The organism is Alteromonas sp. G5_S2_22_S1, from assembly GCF_054968525.1.
The window spans coordinates 173,072-195,022 of sequence record NZ_JBQKUJ010000003.1 but is presented as its reverse complement, the minus strand read 5'-3'; the positions used below and the strand labels follow the sequence as shown (position 1 = coordinate 195,022).

Annotated in this window: 18 protein-coding genes; 9 read left to right on the top strand and 9 right to left on the bottom strand. The window is 44.5% G+C overall.

The features are described from left to right. Positions 1 to 23: 23 nt before the first annotated feature. The 4 genes from ACTRWF_RS05180 to sodB form a co-directional block, all read right to left on the bottom strand. A complete protein-coding gene (locus ACTRWF_RS05180) occupies positions 24 to 1,571 on the bottom strand; it encodes a SpoVR family protein (protein WP_462835207.1) in 1,548 nt (515 codons plus the stop codon). A gap of 1 nt (position 1,572) precedes the next feature. Beyond that, the gene (locus ACTRWF_RS05175) at positions 1,573 to 2,859 is read right to left on the bottom strand and encodes a DUF444 family protein (RefSeq protein ID WP_462835206.1); all 1,287 of its coding nucleotides are present in this window, start codon (positions 2,857 to 2,859) and stop codon (positions 1,573 to 1,575) included. Positions 2,860 to 2,943: 84 nt separating this feature from the next. Next, positions 2,944 to 4,866, bottom strand: a complete 1,923-nt coding sequence (locus ACTRWF_RS05170) for a PrkA family serine protein kinase (RefSeq protein ID WP_012517794.1) — start codon at positions 4,864 to 4,866, stop codon at positions 2,944 to 2,946. 240 nt (positions 4,867 to 5,106) lie between these two features. Next, a complete protein-coding gene (sodB, locus tag ACTRWF_RS05165) occupies positions 5,107 to 5,688 on the bottom strand; it encodes a superoxide dismutase [Fe] (RefSeq protein ID WP_012517795.1) in 582 nt (193 codons plus the stop codon). A 348-nt stretch (positions 5,689 to 6,036) separates the two neighbouring features. On the opposite strand from sodB, the gene ACTRWF_RS05160 reads away from it, so the two are divergent. The 5 genes from ACTRWF_RS05160 (at position 6,037) to ACTRWF_RS05140 (ending at position 14,247) form a co-directional block, all read left to right on the top strand. Further along, positions 6,037 to 6,387: a Grx4 family monothiol glutaredoxin gene (locus tag ACTRWF_RS05160; protein ID WP_012517796.1), complete on the top strand. Its 351-nt coding sequence runs from the start codon at positions 6,037 to 6,039 to the stop codon at positions 6,385 to 6,387. A 358-nt stretch (positions 6,388 to 6,745) separates the two neighbouring features. Then, positions 6,746 to 9,316: a TonB-dependent receptor domain-containing protein gene (locus tag ACTRWF_RS05155; RefSeq protein ID WP_462835205.1), complete on the top strand. Its 2,571-nt coding sequence runs from the start codon at positions 6,746 to 6,748 to the stop codon at positions 9,314 to 9,316. Positions 9,317 to 9,482: 166 nt separating this feature from the next. After that, positions 9,483 to 10,043: an RNA polymerase sigma factor gene (locus tag ACTRWF_RS05150; RefSeq protein WP_415858915.1), complete on the top strand. Its 561-nt coding sequence runs from the start codon at positions 9,483 to 9,485 to the stop codon at positions 10,041 to 10,043. Between the two features lies 1 nt (position 10,044). Then, the gene (locus ACTRWF_RS05145; RefSeq protein WP_020743144.1) at positions 10,045 to 11,100 is read left to right on the top strand and encodes a FecR family protein; all 1,056 of its coding nucleotides are present in this window, start codon (positions 10,045 to 10,047) and stop codon (positions 11,098 to 11,100) included. Between the two features lie 99 nt (positions 11,101 to 11,199). Continuing rightward, positions 11,200 to 14,247, top strand: a complete 3,048-nt coding sequence (locus ACTRWF_RS05140; RefSeq protein ID WP_462835204.1) for a TonB-dependent receptor domain-containing protein — start codon at positions 11,200 to 11,202, stop codon at positions 14,245 to 14,247. Positions 14,248 to 14,364: 117 nt separating this feature from the next. Here the strand turns inward: ACTRWF_RS05140 and ACTRWF_RS05135 are convergent, their stop codons facing one another. Next, entirely contained in the window at positions 14,365 to 14,559 is a 195-nt protein-coding gene (locus ACTRWF_RS05135; RefSeq protein WP_012517801.1) for a bacterioferritin-associated ferredoxin, read from the bottom strand. Positions 14,560 to 14,834: 275 nt separating this feature from the next. On the opposite strand from ACTRWF_RS05135, the gene ACTRWF_RS05130 reads away from it, so the two are divergent. Then, positions 14,835 to 15,440 carry a peroxiredoxin gene (locus ACTRWF_RS05130; protein WP_012517802.1) on the top strand — a complete coding sequence of 202 codons (606 nt, stop codon included), beginning with the start codon at positions 14,835 to 14,837 and terminating at the stop codon, positions 15,438 to 15,440. A 121-nt stretch (positions 15,441 to 15,561) separates the two neighbouring features. On the opposite strand, the gene rnt is transcribed toward ACTRWF_RS05130, so the two are convergent. Then, positions 15,562 to 16,194: a ribonuclease T gene (gene rnt / locus ACTRWF_RS05125; RefSeq protein ID WP_071951067.1), complete on the bottom strand. Its 633-nt coding sequence runs from the start codon at positions 16,192 to 16,194 to the stop codon at positions 15,562 to 15,564. 389 nt (positions 16,195 to 16,583) lie between these two features. On the opposite strand from rnt, the gene ACTRWF_RS05120 reads away from it, so the two are divergent. Beyond that, positions 16,584 to 17,456, top strand: coding sequence for a flagellar protein MotY (locus tag ACTRWF_RS05120; RefSeq protein ID WP_012517804.1), 873 nt, complete (start codon positions 16,584 to 16,586; stop codon positions 17,454 to 17,456). Positions 17,457 to 17,549: 93 nt separating this feature from the next. Here the strand turns inward: ACTRWF_RS05120 and glpQ are convergent, their stop codons facing one another. Next, a complete protein-coding gene (gene glpQ / locus ACTRWF_RS05115) occupies positions 17,550 to 18,710 on the bottom strand; it encodes a glycerophosphodiester phosphodiesterase (RefSeq protein WP_015066619.1) in 1,161 nt (386 codons plus the stop codon). Positions 18,711 to 18,838: 128 nt separating this feature from the next. Further along, the gene (gene gloA, locus ACTRWF_RS05110) at positions 18,839 to 19,246 is read right to left on the bottom strand and encodes a lactoylglutathione lyase (RefSeq protein ID WP_012517806.1); all 408 of its coding nucleotides are present in this window, start codon (positions 19,244 to 19,246) and stop codon (positions 18,839 to 18,841) included. A gap of 472 nt (positions 19,247 to 19,718) precedes the next feature. On the opposite strand from gloA, the gene cspE reads away from it, so the two are divergent. Continuing rightward, a complete protein-coding gene (cspE, locus tag ACTRWF_RS05105) occupies positions 19,719 to 19,931 on the top strand; it encodes a transcription antiterminator/RNA stability regulator CspE (RefSeq protein WP_012517807.1) in 213 nt (70 codons plus the stop codon). A 138-nt stretch (positions 19,932 to 20,069) separates the two neighbouring features. Then, positions 20,070 to 20,249 carry a hypothetical protein gene (locus ACTRWF_RS05100; protein ID WP_041703099.1) on the top strand — a complete coding sequence of 60 codons (180 nt, stop codon included), beginning with the start codon at positions 20,070 to 20,072 and terminating at the stop codon, positions 20,247 to 20,249. Positions 20,250 to 20,532: 283 nt separating this feature from the next. Here ACTRWF_RS05100 and ACTRWF_RS05095 read toward each other — a convergent pair whose 3' ends face one another. Beyond that, positions 20,533 to 21,948 carry a M20/M25/M40 family metallo-hydrolase gene (locus tag ACTRWF_RS05095; protein WP_462835203.1) on the bottom strand — a complete coding sequence of 472 codons (1,416 nt, stop codon included), beginning with the start codon at positions 21,946 to 21,948 and terminating at the stop codon, positions 20,533 to 20,535. Between the last annotated feature and the right edge of the window lie 3 nt (positions 21,949 to 21,951).

Genomic DNA, 21,951 nt, shown 5'->3' with positions numbered 1-21,951 from the left:
TTGAAAAAAAGTAAACCGCAGGCTCAAGCCTGCGGTGTGCGTTTACACTCCGATATTACGTCAACGCCGTCATCACCATTGTCTTGTTCAAGACGTACATCGAACTTCCAAAGCCTGTGTAAATGACGCATTACTTCATCTTTCGAGTCGCCTAGCAGAACACCGCGCTGTGGAATGTAGCGAAGAGTTAGCGACCGGTCGCCTCTAACATCCACATTGTGTACCTGTATATTTGGCTCTAAATTGCTCAGGTTGTATTGTGCCGAAAGTTTTTCTTTAATGGTTTGATAGCCTAATTCATCGTGAATAGCACTTACGCTGATAAAGGGTTGGGAGGTGTCGTCTTCCAGTGAAAAAAGCTTGAAATCACGAATCACTTTTGGCGATAAAAACTGGCTGATAAAACTTTCGTCTTTAAAGTTTTCCATGGCGAAATGCACGGTTTCCAGCCAGTCTTTACCCGCAATACTCGGTAGATATTTATAATCTTCTTCCGTGGGTGACTGACATACGCGCTTGATATCCATAAACATCGAGAAACCAAGGGCGTAAGGGTTGATGCCTGAATAATAAGGGCTATTGTATTCAGGCTGCATAACCACACTGGAATGGCTGTGTAAAAACTCCATCATAAAGCGGTCGCTTACTAAACCTTCATCATACATCTGGTTTAAAATATGATAGTGCCAAAAACAGGCCCAGCCTTCGTTCATTACCTGGGTTTGTTTCTGCGGATAAAAATACTGTGAAACTTTGCGCACAATACGCACAATTTCACGCTGCCAAGGCTCTAGAAGTGGCGCGTTTTTTTCAATGAAATAAAGCAGGTTTTCTTGGGGCTCTTGAGGAAAACGAATTTTTTCTTTGTGTTGACTGTGCGGGCTATTAGGCAGTGTGCGCCATAGTTCGTTCACCTGGGATTGAAGGTAGGCTTCGCGTTCTTCCTGCCTGTTCTTCTCTTCTTGCAATGAAATCTTTTGCGGGCGTTTGTAGCGGTCAACGCCGTAATTCATCAGTGCATGGCAGGAGTCGAGCATATTTTCTACGTCTTCATAGCCGTACTTTTGCTCGCATTTAGCAATATAGTTTTTAGCAAATACTAAGTAATCGATAATAGAGCTGGCGTCAGTCCATGTCTCAAATAGATAGTTGCCTTTGAAAAACGAATTGTGTCCATAGCATGCGTGGGCCATGACTAAGGCTTGCATGGTAATGGTGTTCTCTTCCATTAAATAGGCAATGCAGGGGTCAGAGTTAATGACTATTTCGTATGCAAGCCCCATCTGCCCGCGACGGTATTGCTGCTCGGTTTGAATAAACTTTTTACCAAAGCTCCAGTGGGTATAGTTAAGCGGCATGCCTATGCTGGCGTAGGCATCCATCATTTGCTCGGCGGTAATGACCTCAATTTGATTGGGGTAGGTATCAAGCTTGAACTTTTTAGCGATGCGATCGATGTGTTGCTCATACTCTTCGATAAGCGGAAATGTCCAGTCGGGGCCGTCGCTTAACAAATGTCGTTGTGATGATTCAGGTTTGCCATTTTCTTTTGCAATTGCATCTGAGGTCATATTAGGCTCCTTGCAGCGCATCTTGTTCCGAGCGTTTGAATAGCTCTCTGAACACAGGGTAGATGTCAGCCTGCGATTGTATGTGCTTACATACAAAGTTGTCGTGAGTAGCGGCAACTTTTTCGTATTCACGCCACAAACTTTGGTGCTGCCTTTCGGTTATTTCGATATAAGCGTAATAGCGAGTGGCAGGTAATAGTTTGGCGGTAAGTAAATCGCGACACTGGGGCGAGTCGTCAGCCCAGTTATCACCGTCAGACGCCTGTGCTGCGTAAATATTCCAATTTCCATCGCTGTAGCGCTCACGAACCACTTCGTCCATCAGTTTCAACGCACTTGAAACAATGGTGCCGCCGGTTTCTTGCGAGTAGAAAAACTCTTGTTCATCTACCTCCTTCGCTTGCGTGTGGTGGCGGATATAGACCACATCTACGTTTTCATAAGTACGGGTTAAAAATAAATACAGCAGAATGTAGAACCGCTTTGCCATATCTTTAGTGGCTTGGTCCATAGAGCCCGAGACATCCATTAAACAAAACATCACAGCTTTACTAGAGGGAAGCGGGCGTTTGTCATAGTTTTTGAAGCGTAGATCAAAGGTGTCGATGAAGGGCACCCGCGCAATTTTTGCTTTTAATACATCAATTTCTTCTTCTAGCGCTTTTATCGCTAACGTATTGTCGTGCTTATCATCAATAAGTTGCGCCAGTTTTTCTTCAAGCTCTCTAAGCTTCCTTCTATCGCTGCCGCTAAGCGCAATGCGTCTTGCCACTGAACCTTTGAGCGAGCGTACAATATCTAAATTACTTGGCACGCCATCAGTTTGATAACCCGCGCGGTAGGTTTCATACTGCGTGACTTTATCAAATTGGTTTTTCTTCAAATTAGGTAGCGCTAAGTCTTCAAAAAGAAGATCTAAATATTCATCTTTAGAAATGGAAAAAACAAACTCGTCCTGACCTTCTCCTTCCTTACTGGCATCGCCTTCACCACCACCTTGCCCTTTGCCACCAGGCGGCCTGTCAATTTTATCCCCAGCAATAAACTGGTCATTGCCAGGGTGTACAATATCTCTGCTGCCACCGCGGCCGGTATGGAAAATAGGCTCAGAAATATCCCTGGCTGGAATGCTAATTTTTTCGCCAGAATCAAGATCGGTTACAGAACGTTTACCCACAGCATCAGATACCGCGCGTTTTATCTGCTGTTTATAGCGTTTAATAAAACGTTGGCGGTTTACCGTGCTCTTGCCTTTGCTATTAAGCCTTCGGTCAATAAAATGCGCCATACACACCTGCTTGTCTTGTTGTGAACTACAAATACCAGTGCTGAAGCGCGTTTACACGCGTTTCAGCACCACGTACGTTTAGCGCTAAGACGCTTTACGTACGCGAAGGTACCATTCACAAAGCAGTCGAACTTGCTTTTGCGTATAGCCTTTTTCGGTCATACGGTTTACGAAGTCGTCATGCTTTTTCTGCTCTTCTGCAGAACCTTTGGTGTTAAACGAAATCACCGGCAATAAGTCTTCCGTATTTGAGAACATTTTTTTCTCAATGACGGTGCGCAGTTTTTCATAACTTGTCCACGCAGGGTTTTTGCCTGCATTATTCGCACGTGCCCGAAGCACAAAGTTTACTATTTCGTTACGGAAGTCTTTGGGGTTGCTAATACCGGCGGGCTTCTCGGTTTTCTCTAACTCTGCATTTAGCGATGCTCTGTCAAACAGCTGCCCGGTTTCCGGGTCGCGATACTCTTGGTCCTGGATCCAGAAATCGGCATACGTCACATAGCGGTCAAACAGATTTTGCCCATATTCAGAATACGACTCTAAATAAGCCGTTTGAATTTCTTTGCCAATGAATTCCACGTAGCGGGGAATTAGGTAGCCTTTCAAGAACTCTAAATACTTATCCGCGGTTTCTTGAGGGAACTGTTCCCGCTCAATTTGACGCTCCAACACATAGAACAGGTGAACCGGATTCGCTGCTACTTCTTGATGATCGAAGTTAAACACGCGAGATAGAATTTTAAAGGCAAAGCGGGTGGATAACCCTTCCATGCCTTCATCAACACCGGCGTAATCGCGGTATTCTTGATAAGACTTGGCTTTAGGGTCGGTGTCTTTCAGGCTCTCGCCATCGTATACCCGCATTTTTGAGAACAAACTGGAGTTCTCTGGCTCTTTCAAGCGAGATAACACGGTAAACTGTGCTAAGCACTCTAGCGTGTCAGGGGCGCAGGGCGCGCCATTAAGCTCACTGCTATCAAGGAGCTTTTTGTAAATATGAATTTCTTCACTTACCCGCAGGCAGTATGGCACTTTTACAATGTAAACCCGGTCTAGAAATGCCTCGTTATTCTTATTATTCCTAAACGCTTGCCACTCCGACTCATTTGAATGGGCAAGAATTAGTCCATCGAAGGGAAGGGCAGAGAAGCCTTCCGTTGGGTTGTAGTTACCTTCTTGTGTGGCGGTTAATAGTGGATGCAGCACCTTAATCGGCGCTTTAAACATTTCGACAAATTCCATTAACCCCTGATTGGCTTTACACAAAGAACCAGAGTAGCTATAGGCGTCAGGGTCATTTTGTGCATACTGCTCTAAGCGGCGAATGTCCACCTTACCCACTAGCGCCGAAATATCTTGATTGTTCTCGTCCCCAGGCTCGGTTTTCGCTATGCCCACTTGGTCGAGTACTGAAGGATAAACCCGAACAACTTTAAATTGAGTAATATCGCCATTAAATTCATGCAGGCGCTTACGCGCCCACGGTGACATGATGGTTTTTAAATAGCGCTTAGGAATGCCGTATTCTTTTTCTAGAATGTCGCCGTCTTCTTTGACATCAAATAAACAGAAAGGATGGTCGTTTACTGGCGAGCCTTTTAGCATGTAAATAGGTACATGCTGCATCAGTTCTTTTAGTCTCTCGGCTAGCGAGGACTTACCGCCGCCCACAGGGCCGAGTAAATAAAGAATTTGTTTCTTCTCTTCAAGTCCCTGTGCGGCGTGCTTAAGATAAGAAACGATTTGCTCTATGGCTTCTTCCATACCATAGAATTCTGAGAAAGCTGGATAACGAGAAATAACGCGGTTTGAGAAAATGCGGCTTAGTGCCGGGTCGTTGGCAGTGTCTACTAGTTCTGGCTCACCGATAGCCTTTAGCAAACGTTCTGCAGCGTTGGCATAAGCGCTTTGATCTTCCTTACAAATTTCAAGGAACTCCCCAATGGTGAACTCTTCCTGTTTTCGCTCTTCATAGCGACTTTGATAGTGTTCAAAAATACCCATGAATACCCCTTAAATACGGAACCCCGTAATTTCAGCTTAGTCGCTATTTGGGAAAACGATAGTAATTAATGTGTATAGTTTTTAATCTTTTCGTCTAATGAAAATTGCAACTTTAATAAGAATTTAGTGTCACTTAAAAGAATGAACACAACAAAAAAAGCCCCGCTGATATGCGGGGCTTTCATTCGTATTTTTAAACGCGTTATAGAACCTATTAAGTTCTATACTGAGGCGTCAGGCTTACGCAAAGTTTTTGCTTGCGAATTCCCAATTAACCAGTGCCCAGAAGTTTTCTAGGTACTTAGGACGCGCGTTACGGTAATCGATGTAGTAAGCGTGTTCCCATAGATCAACAGTAAGTACTGGTGTTAGGTCATCGCCAGAAATAGGCGTTTCAGCGTTGCTGGTATTAACGATGTCTAGGCTGCCGTCAGCAGTTTTAACTAGCCATGTCCAGCTTGAACCAAAGTTATTAACTGCTTTGTCGTTAAACGCAGCTTGGAAGTCTGCAAATGAGCCCCATTTCGCGTTAATTGCGTCAGCGAGTTCACCCGTAGGTTCGCCGCCGCCATTCGGACTTAGGCAATTCCAGTAGAACGTGTGGTTCCACACCTGCGCTGCGTTGTTGAAAACACCGCCTTCAGAAGATTTAATGATTTCTTCTAGGCTTTTGTTTTCCATGTCAGTACCTTCAACTAGGCCGTTTAGCTTAGTTACATAAGTAGCGTGGTGCTTGCCGTAGTGATACTCAAGCGTTTCAGCAGAAATATGTGGTTCTAGTGCATTTTGTTCGTATGGTAATGCTGGTAGTTCAAAAGCCATGACGGTCTCCATGTTGGTTTAGTATTGTAATCTAAAGCACACTTATCTTCGCCTGTTCAATAAGTGCATATCAACCCTTGATTGAATATACCGCTTTAGACGCTAAAGCGTATCTTAAATGTGGGGATAAAGTTATATAACTCAATGACAAAAATGTGAATTTTTTTTCAAAACCTATTTTGTCTTGGTAAATAGCCATCCAATGTATTGGTAGATAGCGTTGCAGAGAATGAAAAGATCAATTCACTGTTCGGTTATTAAATATAAATTTATGATACCCTTCGCCTTGATAAATCATTCATGCATTCCCATCTACTGGGAATACACTTTTGTGCTCAGAGGAATCAAATGGATAATACTGAAAATCAATCAACGCTGGATAGAATCAAGCAGCAAATCGAAGAAAACCCAATTTTGTTGTACATGAAAGGTTCTCCTAAACTACCTAGCTGTGGTTTTTCTTCACAAGCATCACAAGCGTTGATGTCGTGTGGCGAACCCTTTGCGTATGTAGATATTCTTCAAAACCCTGATATTCGCGCTGAACTTCCTAAATACGCGAATTGGCCAACGTTCCCACAATTGTGGGTTGAAGGTGAGCTTGTTGGTGGTTGCGATATCATTATTGAAATGTTTCAGCAAAACGAGCTACAGCCGCTTATTAAAGAGACCGCTGAGAAGTTCAAAGAAGAAGAGTAAATCTTCTCGACCTTGCCCGATTTTGGGGATTGTAAATGACGATTAGAAAGCCGGCCTTGTGCCGGTTTTTTTCATTGAAAACCGCGTAAAACCCGCCACATTCATTCCCGTAAAACTATATAGACAGGTCAGAAATCAAAATCCTCTACGGCCTGAAAAAATATATTTATTTTGTAGAAAAAGGTTTGTTTTTTAATATCTTGCGTTCTATAAAAAGGTTCATCTGACCGCAAGTAAGTCAGTGTTGAAGGTATAAAATAACAACTACCCTGAGTACTTTTCTTGTTTGTGAAACACGCTAAAGGCTTATGCGTGAAACACGCAAAAGGTACTCATAGAGAAACTCCGGGAAACCACCATGAATACAACCTTGTCTTTATTGACTAAAAACGTGCGCGGCGTTCTAGCTGCATCTGCTGCGTTTTCAGTAATGGCTACAGCACCTGTTTATGCGCAAGAAGCAGAAGAAAGTGCAAAAGCTGAAGATTACGAACAAATTGCCGTCGTTGGCTCACGCGCAGCGCCTCGCTCTGTAGCTGACTCAGCGGTTCCAATTGATATTATTTCGGACGAAGAGTTTAAGCAGCAGGGTGCCACCGATATGGTATCTATGATGCAAACTGTTGTGCCGTCTTTTAACGTGAACGACCAGCCAATCAATGATGCATCAACGCTTGTACGCCCAGCTAACCTTCGCGGTATGGCATCTGATCACACCCTAGTGTTGGTTAACGGTAAGCGTCGTCACCGTTCTGCGGTAATCACTTTCCTAGGTGGTGGTCTTTCTGACGGTGCACAAGGCCCAGATATCTCTGTTATTCCGGCAGCGGCACTTAAGCAGGTAGAAGTTCTTCGTGATGGCGCAGCAGCGCAGTACGGTTCAGATGCCATTGCAGGTGTAATTAACTTCGTACTTAATGACGCGTCAGAAGGCGGCTCCTTTGAAGCCCGTTATGGCTCATACTATGAAGGCGACGGCGACATGATTCAGCTTTCTGGTAACGTGGGTCTTCCACTATCAGAAAAAGGGTTTATTAACCTATCAGCCGAATACCGTACTGCCGACGATACCTCTCGTAGCATTCAGCGTGACGATGCAGCTGCGCTTATAGCGGCGGGCAACACCTTTGTTGCAGACCCTGCACAAATTTGGGGTTCGCCTGAAATAAAACACGACATTAAGCTTTTTGCTAACGCGGGTGTCGAGCTATCTGATACGTCTGAAGCCTATATTTTCGGTAACTTCGCTGAGCGTGAAGTTGAAGGCGGCTTCTATTATCGTAACCCACACAATCGTGGTGGTGTAAACGACGGCGGTACGAATGAAGATGGAGAGCAGCTACTTCTAGTTGGTGATTTAACTGGCGATATGTCAGGTAATTGTCCAACCGATATCGTAGTAGGCGACAACGTTTTAGAAAATCCTACGTACATAAACCAAGTTGCAAATAACCCAGACTGTTTTGCATTTAACGAAATTCTTCCAGGTGGTTTCACCCCTCGTTTCGGCGGTACGGTTACCGATATGTCTCTTGTTTTTGGTACTAAAGGCGAATTAGAGAACGATATCACGTATGACGTGAGTCTAAACCTTGGTCAAAACGAAGTTGATTTCGCGATTAGCAACACAATCAACCCGTCTTTAGGCCCAGAAACACCGTTCGAGTTTAGCCCTGGTCGTTATACACAATCTGAGCAAACCCTTGATATTGATTTTACCAAACCTTTCGATGTTGGTTTGTATGAGCCGCTATTCGTAGCGACTGGTTTCCAATACCGCAACGAAAGTTATGAGAGTTTTGCAGGTGATACTGCCTCTTATGAAATAGGTCCGCTGGCGACACAAGGCTTTGGCATTGGCTCAAATGGTTTCCCTGGCTTGGCGGCCAATAGCCAAGGTCGTGTGTCCCGCAACAACATCGCGCTTTACATTGATGTAGAAGCCTATATCACAGAAAACTTCATGCTAGCCGGTGCGCTACGTTACGAAGACTTCTCTGATTTTGGCGATACCACGAAAGGTAAAATTGCTTTCCGTTGGCAAGCGCTTGAGAACATCGCGTTCCGCGGTGCGTTCTCAACTGGCTTTAAAGCACCGACGCTGGGTCAAAGTAACGTACGTAACGTAACCACAGCGTTTGGTACGGATGGACAGCTAATCGACCGTGCAACACTACCACCCACTGATCCAGTATCACAGCTTAAAGGTGGTGAGCAGTTAACGCCTGAAGAGTCAGAAAGCATTACGTTTGGTGTGGTAGCAGACTTTGAAAATGGTTTATTCATTACTGCAGATTACTACAACATTGAACTTACTGACCGTATCAGTACTGCATCGGGTATTGCGCTAACTGAAGAAGATATTGCGACGCTTCTCGCGCAAGGTATCAACGATGCGTCTAGCTTCTCTGAGATTAGCTTCTTTACTAACGATTTCGACACCACTACTGAAGGTGTTGACGTTGTAGCGAACTATGCGATGGAAATGATGGGTGGTGAAACTAAGTTCTCACTTGCTTATAACTGGACGTCGACAGAAGTAGACCGTGCGTCGGAGAATATCTCTGACTTCCGTATTCGCATGCTAGAAGATAACCTTCCAGCGGTGCGTTACAGTGCGACGGCGAACCACACAAATGGTGATTGGCGCTTCCTTGCACGCTTGAACTATTACGGTAGCATCTTTGAAGACCACTTAGATTCTGCGCTTCCTATTGATAAAGTAGGTTCAGAATTTACTGTGGACTTAGAAGTGGCTTACAACTTCACTGAAGAGCTCACTGTAACCGTAGGTGCGAAAAACGCCTTTGATGAATACCCAGATGAGAATACACAGTACGCCGGTATTGCAGGTTCGTTGTATCCAACAACCTCACCAATCGGTATCAACGGTGGCTTCTATTATCTAAGAGGTGTTTACACTTTTTAATCGCTAGCACTAGCGAAAAACAACTTTCACAAATGTTTCGAAGTGAAGGGGAGCATTAGCTCCCCTTTTATTTTCTTATTCGAGTATCATTTGCGTGAAAAATGATAAAGAAACAGGCATTATTGATGCCAATGTAAGCAAATCGAAACACACAACTTTTATTATTATGACAAGAAAGTCGACAGTAGCTGAAACCTTTTTAAAATACCGCTCTAAGCTAATGCGCGCGGTAGGTTCTATTGTTGGCGCCGACGACATTGAAGATATAGTCCAAGAAGCTTTTATAAAAAGCTACGAAGCAGAATTAAAACAAGAAATACAATACGAACGGACATATATGCTTAAAACAGCGCGTAACCTAGCGCTGAACCATGTTGCTAAAGCTGAAAATAAAAACAAGCAGCAGCTTGATGACATGGATATTTTGCCTTATGAGCTTATAGGGCACAGTTTAGAAAAAAACGTAGAAAGCAAAGAGCGCTTTATTCATTTTTGCCGAGCGACAGACACGCTGTCAGCTGATGTAAAACGCGTATTTTTGTTGAAAAAAGTATATGGCATGCGACAAAAAGAGATTGCAGAGCTTGTGGGGCTAAGCGAAAGCACCGTAGAGAAGCATGTCGCCAAAGGTTTAATGATGTGCTCTAGATATTTAGCTGAGCTTTCAAAGGACAGTGCATCCCCCCGTGCCACTGCTACCGCGACTCAGGACATAAGCCGTAGTTAACATGAACAATATTCGCCAGTTTTCAAGCAAAGAAGATATCCAAGAGCAAGCTTGCCTTTGGATAAGCCGTCTCGATCGCGGCTTAAAAAGTGAAGAAAAAACAGAATTAGACGCGTGGTTATCCGAAAGTAACGCACACCGGCAGGCGCTGCTTGAAGCCGCAAGCTTGTGGGATGATATGTCGGTGCTGAATGAACTAAGTGGTCTATTCCCTCAACCGACGTCCCGTCAATCAGCGAAAAAACACAGCGTTTCTAAGAGCGCAATGTGGGGGATAGCGGCGACGTTTTTAGTAATGGCAATCGCCGTAGGCGTTGTGGTTCAACGCACATGGTTAGACGCTACTCCTGAGTTTGCAGCGGTAAGTCAAAAAGTACAAACCGGTGTGGGTGAACAGAAAAATGTCACTCTTGCCGATGGTTCAAAAATGCACCTAAATACTAACTCAGTGGTTACAGTGGACTTTTCGTCAGCGGTGAGAAACATTGTGCTGCTTAAGGGCGAGGCGCATTTTGAAGTCGCCCACGATAAAACGCGGCCTTTTTCTGTTACCGCCGGCAACAATACCGTTACTGCGGTGGGTACAGCGTTTAATATGCAGTATGTAGATGATAACGCTTTTGAACTCGTAGTGACCGACGGAAAAGTATTAGTTAAAGATCGTTTTAAAGCTTCAGCATCTAATGAATCGCTGTTCACAAAGCGCCCTGTTGCCGATGAAGGTTTACTTATGTTTGCGGGTGAAAAGGCTAAGGTACAAGGCAAAGTTGAAGCCCGTGAAAGTTTGTCTCAAAACGACATCGATGATGATTTAGCTTGGCAACAAGGCATGATCGTATTTAAAGGAGAGCCTTTAGACGCGGTTCTCGCTGAAATAGGCCGCTATACGCCGGTACGCTTTCATATTTCTGATGAGAGCTTACGCAAACGCCGCGTAGCGGGTTATTTTAAAGTGGGTGACATTGACGGCCTACTATCGGCGTTAAAAAGTAGCTTTAACATCAACTACGAGAAAGTCACCGACACGAGTATTGAGCTTAAACTAGCGGAGAGTTAAAAACTTCTGAAACTTAGGGGCTTTCTCCTATTCCTAGTTGGCATCAAATTATTTAATGTGACAATATAATCAGAATAATAAGCACATCGAATTTAAATCGTGCAACAGAGCAACATTGCAACAAGCAGGCAACCTAATAAAGCAATAGAAAAGCTGCATGCTTTTGCATGGCTGGCTTGGTGCTTTTCGCAAAAAAGAGGCGAAATAGTGGTGTTTCGCTTAGTAAAAGCACCTCTGCACATTGCGCCTACTTTATTTTTGCTTCTTACACATGCCCCTCTTGTGTACGCACAAACCACTCAAGTTACAGCCACACAACCACAAACATCAATTAACGAGTTTAGTTTTTCGATTCCTGCGCAAAATGCCAACGAGGCCCTTACGGAGCTTGCAAAACAGGCCAATACCACTTTGTTATTTCCGTTTGATTTAGCTAAAAAAGTGAAAACGAATGCCCTTGAAGGCACGTTTACGCTTAACGAAGCCTTGTCTCAACTTTTAAAAGATACGGAACTTGCCGTTGTCGTGGATGAAGCGGGTATGCTGAGTATTCGCTCCCGCTCGTCGTTACTAGCGAAGGCTAACCAGGCGAACAAGGAAGAAAAAGCGTCAGAAGAGGGCAATAATGGCTTGGAAAAAATTGCGGTAGTTGGCACCAGAAATGCGCCGCGAAGTGCAGTAGACTCTCCGGTTCCCCTTGATGTTATTGGTTCGAAGGCGCTGCGTTCGCAAGGGAATAGTGACGTGCTTTCTATGCTTAGCGTGATGGTGCCGTCATTAAATGTTAATGACCAGCCGATTAACGATGCCAGTAGCCTTGTAAGACCTGCGAATTTAAGAGGCATGTCGTCAGATCACACGTTGTTATTACTTAACGGGAAGCGTAGACACCGATCTGCGGTTATTACCTTTCTCGGCGGTGGCCTGTCTGACGGTGCACAAGGGCCTGATATATCAGTTATACCTGCTTATGCGTTAAAGCAAGTTGAGGTGCTGCGAGATGGTGCATCCGCACAATACGGTTCCGATGCTATCGCAGGCGTTATTAACTTTGTGCTAAAAGATGCACGAGAAGGGGGGAGCGTTGCCCTTAAGTTAGGTGGGTACAGTGAAGGTGATGGCGAACTTTTCCAAATACAGCTTAACAATGGGTTTGCCATAGGCGATAAAGGCTTTTTAAATGCAACGGCTGAGTACAGGCAGCAAAACGGCACTTCTCGTTCTGTACAGCGCAGTGATGCACAGGCGCTTATCGAACAAGGTAATACATTTATCCAAACGCCGTCTCAAGTTTGGGGCGCATTAGACGTTAACGAAGATATCAAACTAGCCTTAAATGCCGGCACTGCTATTTCTCAATTAACAGAATTTTATAGTTTTGCTACAGCAGCGAGACGAAAAATAACCGGTGGTTTCTATTTTCGAAACCCGCAAACTCGAGAAGGCGTGTTTAGTCGAACTGACCCCAACACGGGGGAAAGCCGTTTAATTGTGGCGGATTTAGATGGATTGGAAAACGGCATAGCGTGCCCGTCTATTACGCTTTCTACTAACAACGTATTGCAAGACCCTGATTATCAGCGAATAGCTGATAACACCACCGAACTTGGGGCAAATTGTTTTGCTTTTAATGAGTGGTTTCCAGGCGGTTTCACGCCAAAATTTGGCGGCACCATTACCGATGCCTCGCTGGCCATGGGAATAAGACATGAATTGCCCAAAGGCTGGGCGATGGATGCGAGTGCCACTTTAGGTTACAGTGATATCGAGTACACCATATCGAATACGGTAAACCCGTCGTTAGGGCCCCGGACACCCACTTCCTTTTCTCCAGGCGGTGTATCACAAATAGAGCGAACCCTTAACCTCGATTTTAGCAAGCTTATTCAATCCATTTTTGAAGACCCAATTAGCATAGGCCTCGGTGCTGAATGGCGCAAAGAAACCTATTTCCAGAAAGCCGGTGATGAAGCGTCCTACATTGCTGGGCCTTTTGCCCTTGAGCCTCCGTTGGGGTTAAGCGAAGGGTTTTCGATTGGGTCGAACGGTTTTCCAGGGTATCAGCCTCAGTCAGCTGGGCATTGGAGCCGCAATAACTGGGCATTGTACGCCGACGTAGAGCTGTTCCTAACTGAAGCGATGCAGGTTGGACTGGCTGCTAGAGTTGAGCATTTTAGTGACTTTGGCTCTACCTTTGACGGCAAATTGAGCATGCGTTATAAACTTAACGACACCTTTGCATTGCGAGGGTCAGTTAATACAGGCTTCAAAGCGCCGACAGTGGGCCAGAGCAACGTGATTAATGTAACAACTGCTTATGGCGTTAATGGGCTTGAAGACCAAGCCACCTTGCCGCCAACGGACCTCATTTCATTACAGCTCGGCGCGACACCACTTACACCAGAAGAATCGGTCAATTTCAGTCTGGGCATGGTCATGCAGGCAAGCGACAACTTTTTCGCAACGCTCGACTATTTCAATATTCGCCTCTCAGATCGCATCAGTACCACCTCAGCGATTCCGTTGACTGAACAAGATATTAGCGCGCTGGTTGCACAGGGAAGGCCAGATGCAGTTAAGTACAATGCAGCAAAATACTTTACTAATGATTTTGATACTAAGACCCAGGGCGTAGATTTAGTTGTAAACTACAGTTTTTCATACAATGACTGGGCTAACGCGTTATTACTCGCTTACAACTGGACAGATACGCAGGTGGAACGCCTTACGCTTTATCCTGCTCTAGTTAACGATGAAATGCAGCTTTTGCCTAACTTAACGCCGTCGCGCATTCGTATGCTAGAAGATAACCTCCCGGCTCACAGGGGAAGCGTTACCCTTGAGCAGCTCAAAGGTAACTGGGCGCTAACATGGCGATTAAACTACTATGGTGAGTTTTACGAAGACCACCTCGATGCATCGGCGGGAATGGATATATACGGCAGTGCATTAACGACGTTTGACGCGCAACTCGCTTGGAAAGTACAACCACACATTCAGCTTACGCTAGGCGCGCAAAACTTGTTCGATGCACTGCCTGACGAAAACCCGTTTCAAGGCGAGGTTGGCGCGCTTTATCCACCTACATCTCCAGGCGGCATTAACGGCGCTTTTTATTACGCAGGCATCGAATACACCTTTAATTAACACTGCGGTAATGGCCGCTGCTTTTGGTGTCAATATATATGCTGAATGTGTCGTAGCAAAGAAACGCGTTACAAGAGGGAGAAGGGACCGGAAAGGTTAAGTATTAGGTTGCTTACTTTAACCTACGTCTTTAAATAATGATTCATCAATGATGGTTTGGTCAATAATTTGTTGTGCCATAGTAATGCACTTACCGCACTGCGAGCCAAGCTCTAAATGTTGACGTAACTCACGCATATTTCCCACGCCGTTTTCTTCAACCGCCGCGCGAATGCTTTTATCTGTTACCCCATAGCACATGCAAACAAACATTAAACGTACTCCAAATGAATCTGTAAATGATAATAATTGCTATTCATTAGTTTGGCAAGTAGATATTGGCAAATTTAATAAAGGGTGAATGATGAAAATCTGTGCTTAAAGTTTAGCGAATGAACCCCTATTGGTAGGATCAGTGAAAAAACGCATTGTTTAATATTGTTATTTTAGTAATCGTACCTATCTCCCAAGCTAGCAATATCTATTTTAAGTGGTCGCGCAACGCAATCACTTCTATTATTACAATCCACATATAAATGGAGAGACTCATGAGTGTATTAGTTGGCCGTCCGGCACCTGATTTTACAGCTGCAGCGGTACTAGGTAGCGGTGAAATTGTTGATTCTTTTACGTTAAGCGAAGCAATCAAAGGTAAAAAAGCGGTTGTGTTCTTCTATCCGCTAGACTTCACTTTCGTTTGCCCTTCTGAACTGATCGCTTTTGACAAGCGTTTTGACGAGTTCAAAAAACGTGGTGTTGAAGTGATCGGTGTTTCTATCGACTCTCAATTCTCACACAATGCCTGGAGAAATACCCCAGTAAATCAAGGTGGTATTGGCCCAGTTAAGTACACTCTCGTGGCTGATGTTAAACACGATATCTGTCAAGCTTACGATGTTGAGCATCCGGAAGATGGTGTTGCATTCCGCGGTTCATTTTTAATCGACGAGGCAGGTATGGTGCGTCACCAAGTGGTTAACGATCTTCCTCTTGGCCGTAACGTTGATGAAATGCTTCGTATGGTTGATGCACTGGCGTTCCACGAAGAGCACGGTGAAGTTTGCCCTGCAGGCTGGACTGAAGGTAAATCTGGTATGGACGCCTCGCCTGAAGGTGTAGCTAAGTACCTATCTGAAGAAGCAGACAAGCTGTAAGCTAGCTACTTGAAGAGTAGAAAAAACAGCGCTTTTAGGCGCTGTTTTTGTTTGAGCTTATAAATTAAAACGTGTTGAGTGAGCCCAGTATGAATACCAGTATCTTAAATACCTTGTTCATTTAATCATTTTCTACCGGCCATCCGCCTAATGCTTTGTACCGGTTAACCATAAAGCAAAATAGTTCGGTTGTTTTTTGGGCATCGTATAGTGCGCTGTGCGCTTCACTTTGATCAAAAGCGATTCCCGCTGCGCGGCAGGCTTTAACCAACACCGTTTGCCCTAACGCAAGGCCGGCAAGGCTGGTGGTATCAAACGAGACGAACGGGTGAAACGGCGTGCGTTTGATGTTACAACGCTCTATTGCCGCATTTACAAAGCTCTGGTCGAAAGTGGCGTTGTGGGCAACAATCACCGAGCGCTGACAATCAGCGTTTTTTTGCGCCTTTCGGATACCTTTGCATAAGTCCTTCATGGCTTCACTTTCTTCAATTGCCCCGCGCAAGGCGCAATTCGGATCGATGCCATTAAATTCCAACGCTGCCGGTTCTAGATTAGCGCCCTCAAACGGATCTATATGGTAGTGAAAGGTTTCATCGGGATGGAGAATGCCGTCGTCATCCATTTTTACCGTAACTGCCGCGAGCTCCAGCAAGGCGTCGGTTCCCGCATTAAAGCCCGCAGTTTCAACATCAATAACTACGGGGAAATAACCTCTAAAGCGCTGGGAAAGAAGGGGCGGGTTGGCAGACATAAACACTCTTGTAGACTAGATTGAGAAAACTGGCTGGTGGCGTTAATGCGCACCAACATGCGAAATGTATGTAATAGCTGAATTATCGCAAGGATGCCACCGAGTTGCCAGTTTCAATTGAAACGCTATTGTTTATAAATCAGGATAGTAGCAAAAACCTGAAACGCGAATGGTATTAAACGCTAAACTTTTCTACACTTTGGACGATAGTTATGTAGAGCGTCTTAACGTGCGTCGCTATTTCTTGTTCTTTTAGTACCTGTCTTGAAATAGATATGCCGACGAATGCTCACTTGCTTGTGTGCGCTCTCGCAAGTTGTTGAAAACGTGGTTGACGGTTAACGTAACCCATACCCGTGTTAGTCTGATTTTCGTTATGGTGTCGAAGTATGGTGTCTAAATTAAAATATATCGCTTTGATGGGGATTGTGGGGTCGCTATCTTCCCACGCTGCTATGCGACAATATTCTGCGACCATTGAAAGCTCCAACTGGCGCATCGATTCCGACACACGTCTTCAGTGTACACTGAACCACGAATTACCAGGTTATGGCGAGGCTATGTTTACCAGCACGGCGTCAAAGCAATTGAATATGGAATTTGAGCTAGACATGCATTTACTACCGAGTAAATTCGATATGGCTGCTGTTTATTCCGTTCCACCAAAGTGGATGCCGGGCGTAGCGCCAAAACCTATAGCCGATATGTCTATCCGCAAGCAGTACAACGGTGACTTACCGCAGGACGCCGCTTGGACAATGCTGTCTGAACTTGAAAAAGGTTTCTGGCCCACTATTTATTACCAAGATTGGTACAACAAGTACGATCAGGTGAGTGTTGCATTAAATGCGAGTAACTTTTCTGGGGTATACCAAGAATTTGTAAAGTGTGTGTCTAACTTACTGCCATTCAATTTCGACGACATTGCTTATACCGTACTGTCATATCAAAACAACAGTACAGAACTGACCAAATACTCGCAAAAACGCTTAACCATGATAGGTGAGTATTTGAAAGAAGACAGTGAGCTAGAACTTGTACTATTAGACGGCTATACCGATAGCTATGGTGGCCGATGGAACAATGAGCAGCTTTCTATACGTCGGGCTAACGAAGTGAAGAGCTACTTGACCACGCTAGGTGTGCCAGAAGACAGAATTCAGTTGACCGGACATGGCGAAAAACGTCACATCGCGCCTAACGATACACGTGAAAGCCGTGCCCAAAACCGTCGCGTAGTGGTTAGGCTTTCTAAGTCGTAGCTTTTTAAGTTACAGTGCCTAACCGCCAGACGCTTTAACTCAATATGCGCATACACACTGCATTTGAATATAAAGCGCCCATACCTTTAATACTTAGTCCTTTTGTGCACGCCACCTGGTAACCGGTACAACATGGTCGGTGAACACGCCGTCGACGTTAGCTACATTCTCTAACGCTTCTAACAGCTGTGTCCCTGTCATGCCTGCAGGCAAAGCGTCTTCGCGATAGGTGTAAGGATGAATGGTCAGCGAATTATCATGGGCGTATTCAAGCCATTTTGCCGCTTCTAATTTTCCTTCTGCCATTGCTTTCTTGTTCAGTAAGTGGCCTAGCCATGGGCCAATGCCATCAGCATAAGAAGCTACCTCGCCCATACCCTCTTTAGTACGAAGCCAGTCATAGTCGGTGTCGCTTTCGCCCCAATCATTTTCGCCAATAAGCATAACCACTTTGCCTTTATAGCCTAGTGTTTCGCGAATGCGTTTCACCTCTTTGAAGTCGAAACACTGAAGATAGCTGTTGCCACTTTCTCCACCAAAGCCATAGGTATTCAGCATATCGATAACAATTTTGCTAGCATCGACCCCTTCGTTACTATGAAAAGCAGGCGATTTGACTTCGGGGTAAACGCCTACTGAAGTACCAAATTGGCGATTTAGTTCGCTGATTAATTCAAAGTGCTCTGCTAATGTAGCAAGGGTAAACTGAGCCTGTTGGCCGCGATAACGATTTTCAAATACTTGTTTCCCATCGCTGTTTGCTCGCTCGTGAACCCGTAGGTTTCGTAACTCTTCTAAGGTAAAGTCTCGCGCGTAATACCTGCCATCGGCTCTGTGGCGCTTAGGGTAGACAGCTTCAACGTTCGTCACGGTTTCTAAATGAATATCGTGAAGTACCACGGGAACATTATCTTTGCTAATAACTACATCTTGCTCAATAAAGTCAGGTTTCAAAGAAAAGGCGAGGGTAGCGGCTTCAAGAGTATGCTCAGGTAGGTAGCCAGAAGCACCGCGGTGAGCGATGACTGAGAAGCGTTGAGCACTAGTCAGTTCGTGAGTGTCGGCATGCAAAGTTGGAGCTGCTATGTAGCTTGAAACAGCCAGTGCAATTGCGGGCATTATGTTACGCGCTTTAGCGCTAACACAATAAATACAGCGCCCAAGCCAATCACCATGTGTTTGCTGTGTTGAATTTACGTGTGACGTGGCAATTGCCGTCGTGCTCTTAAAAAAGCCTAAGCGTTTGTGTAGCATGACAATATCGCTCCATGTTGTCATTTATCTCTGCCGTGTAACCTATGAACTTACATTGTGCCCATAAATCCGAAGCCATAATTCGTGCCTGAAAAAATGCTTTCAATGCAAGCCACAGGCACGAATAATTAGTGCGACTGTTCTAGCGAGATTGATTTGTTTTGAATAAGCTCTATGGCGTAACCATCGGGGTCGCGCACAAAGGCTATAACAGTGGAACCGCCTTTTACCGGCCCTGGTTTTCGATAAACATCGGCGCCGTTTGCTTCGAGGTTCTCACAGAAGCGATAGATATCATCAACTTCAATGGCGATATGGCCATAAGCGTCGCCTTTTTCGTAAGTATTGTCGCCCCAGTTGTAGGTAAGCTCTAACACTGTGCTATCAGACTCATCACCGTAGCCTACAAACGCCAGCGTGTATTCGTACTCTTTGTTCTCAGACTGGCGCAATAGGCGCATCCCCATAAGTGAGGTATAAAAGTGTAAAGACGCTTCCAAGTTTTCAACTCGAAGCATGGTGTGAAGCATTCGCATAACAAACTCCTATTTGTGACGAAAGTAAAAGCTAAGGACATAATACAATATTAGCGCGTGTTGAATGTTGCTTACGTCAAGAAACCGTATTAGAAACAGCTTTTTAGTATAATCACCGAGTTAGCTAAAGACACCACGTGCTTATATTAAGAGATGAATGTTAACGCTTTAAGACAGCATTACAATTTTTCCTAGCCTGTTAAAAAGTACGTGTATCGATGAATAAAATACGTTAACAAGCGCCGTGACTAAAAATAATCGAGAAAAGGTTGGACATCGCGTTGGTTTACCTGTACCTTCAATCCCGCTCTAGATATGTTTTATGCTTTACCTAATACTGCGCTGTACCTTTCTTTATTCCTTCAAATTGAAGTTCTATTTAGATATACAACTGCTTTACTAGCTTGGTTATGTCTATTGCTATTCGGTGACTTTCACCACAACATCAATTTTTTTAAAAAAGGTTTTTATTATGTCTAATTCAGTAAACGGCACAGTTAAATGGTTCAACGAAGAAAAAGGTTTTGGTTTCCTAACACCTGAAGCTGGCGGCAAAGATGTATTCGTACACTTCCGTTCAATTGCTTCTGACGGTTTCAAAACTCTTGCTGAAGGCCAAGAAGTTAGCTTTGAAGTTGAACAAGGCCAAAAAGGTCCACAAGCTGCTAACGTAGTTGTTCGATAAGACCATAAAGCTTATCTAATAAAGATGGGCTCTTTTTATCGCTAAGCGATGTTAAAGGGCCTAATTTTCGTTTTAAAATTTCTTAACACAACCTGCGAGGAATTCAAAACAAACAATATCAATAAAGAAGTACTTAATATGCAATTTCAAAATTCTATTTCTACCACCATTGACGCAATACCTCCTGCGTTAATTTCAAATATCTCCACAAATAAAACCACCGTAGCCTTTAAACAAGCAAATACTTATCGACACGTAGTCTTGTCATCGCGTGAAGAAGTTAGGCGATTTGTTGACCAGTTAGTTCAAGCATCTTAAACGTCCGTCAGCCTTGTATTTGAGTGGAAAAATTATCAATTATCACGCGCTTATATAAGAGCAATAATCTTCGCTCCTAGTCGCATTGTCAGATTATGCTTAATGCTGTTGGCAGTGGCGGTAAAAATACGTTTTTAAAGCCCATTGGAAAAAGCTTAGTGCGTTCAAGCAACAAACATAAATAAGAAAAAGTAGTGGGTTAAAACGCTTAGGTCAGCACACCGATTAGCATGCTGACCAAAAAATAGCGTCTCTTGTTAAAACAACGTATAGCGACGAACCACTATTTGGTTTTTAACTTTACGTCTGAATCTGCAAGTAAATAGATACTAGCTGCATAAGCCGCAATATTCTGTGCAAGTTCATCCGGGTTAATTTTGTCGAGGGTATCATCTGGCGTGTGGTGCAAATCGAAGTAATCTCTACCGTTTTGATTTAGTCTAATAGTGGGTACGCCTTTAGCTGCCAGTGGAATGATATCAGGGCCGCCACCAGCGACGTCTGAACCACCGCGAATTATGCGCAGTGGCGATAAGATTTTGGCGATTTCATCGACCAACACCGTAGCTTCAGGGTTAACATTAGACACAAGTTGCCAAATAGTTTGCGCGCCAAAATCAGATTCAGTCGCCAAAACGTGATTGCTTAGATTTTTCTCATGCTGCTTTGCATAAGCAAAAGCACCTAATAAACCGACTTCCTCTGCGCCAAACATAACCACGCGAATAGTGCGCTTTGGGCGCTCAGGTAAAGAAGCGATTAACGCTGCCGCCGCGGTAGTTATGGCTATGCCTGCACCGTCATCAACCGCACCTGTACCTAAGTCCCAGCTGTCTAAGTGGCCGCCTATAAGTACGATCTCTTCAGGCTTTTCACTGCCCACTAGATCTAAAATTACGTTGCCGCTGCTTACTTCGCCTTTCCACTTTGATTCAGAATGTAGTGACAGAGACAATGGTTTACCTAAGTTGTGTAGGCGGCGCAGGTGATCAGCATCTGGGTTTGAAATTGCTACCACTGGAATATCGGCCCAGCTATCACCGTCTGAACTCATCATGCCTGAATGAGGAAAACGGTGTGAATCTGAACCTACCGAACGTACCACTAACGCCTCAGCACCACCGCGCTGGGCATGCTGCCAGCCGATGCGTCGACGCTGATTTGCTTGTCCGTAGCCCGCGCCAGTTTGACTTTTCACCATGGCATCGCCATCTATAAACGCGATCTTACCGTTAAGTGCGCCGTCTTTAACCGCAGTTAACGCATGAATGTCTCTAAAGTAAACAATATCAGCATTAATTTCACTTTCAGATGGCGCAGCACCACCTAATGCTGTGCCATAAAGGGGTTGTGCATAGGGGGCGGTAAGCGCAATGTGTAAATGACCTCTATCCCAAAAGGGCATAGTGAATTCTTCTATACTGACTTTATCAAAACCTAAACGTTTACCAACTTCTACACCCAACTCTCTAGCGCGTTTTTCCGCTTCAGAGCCACCTAAACGAGGGCCAATCTCAGTAGTTAGCGACTCTACAATGCTATAGCCTAAGTCACTATTAAGTGCCTTTTGTATAAGTGTTTCAGCATTTTTCTTTTGCTGCGGCGTAATTGGCGAGGTTTCAGCAAATACGCCTAAACTGCATGCAGTTACTAAGGCACCAACCGCTAAACGTTTAGCGATAGTATTTAATCGAGACATGTG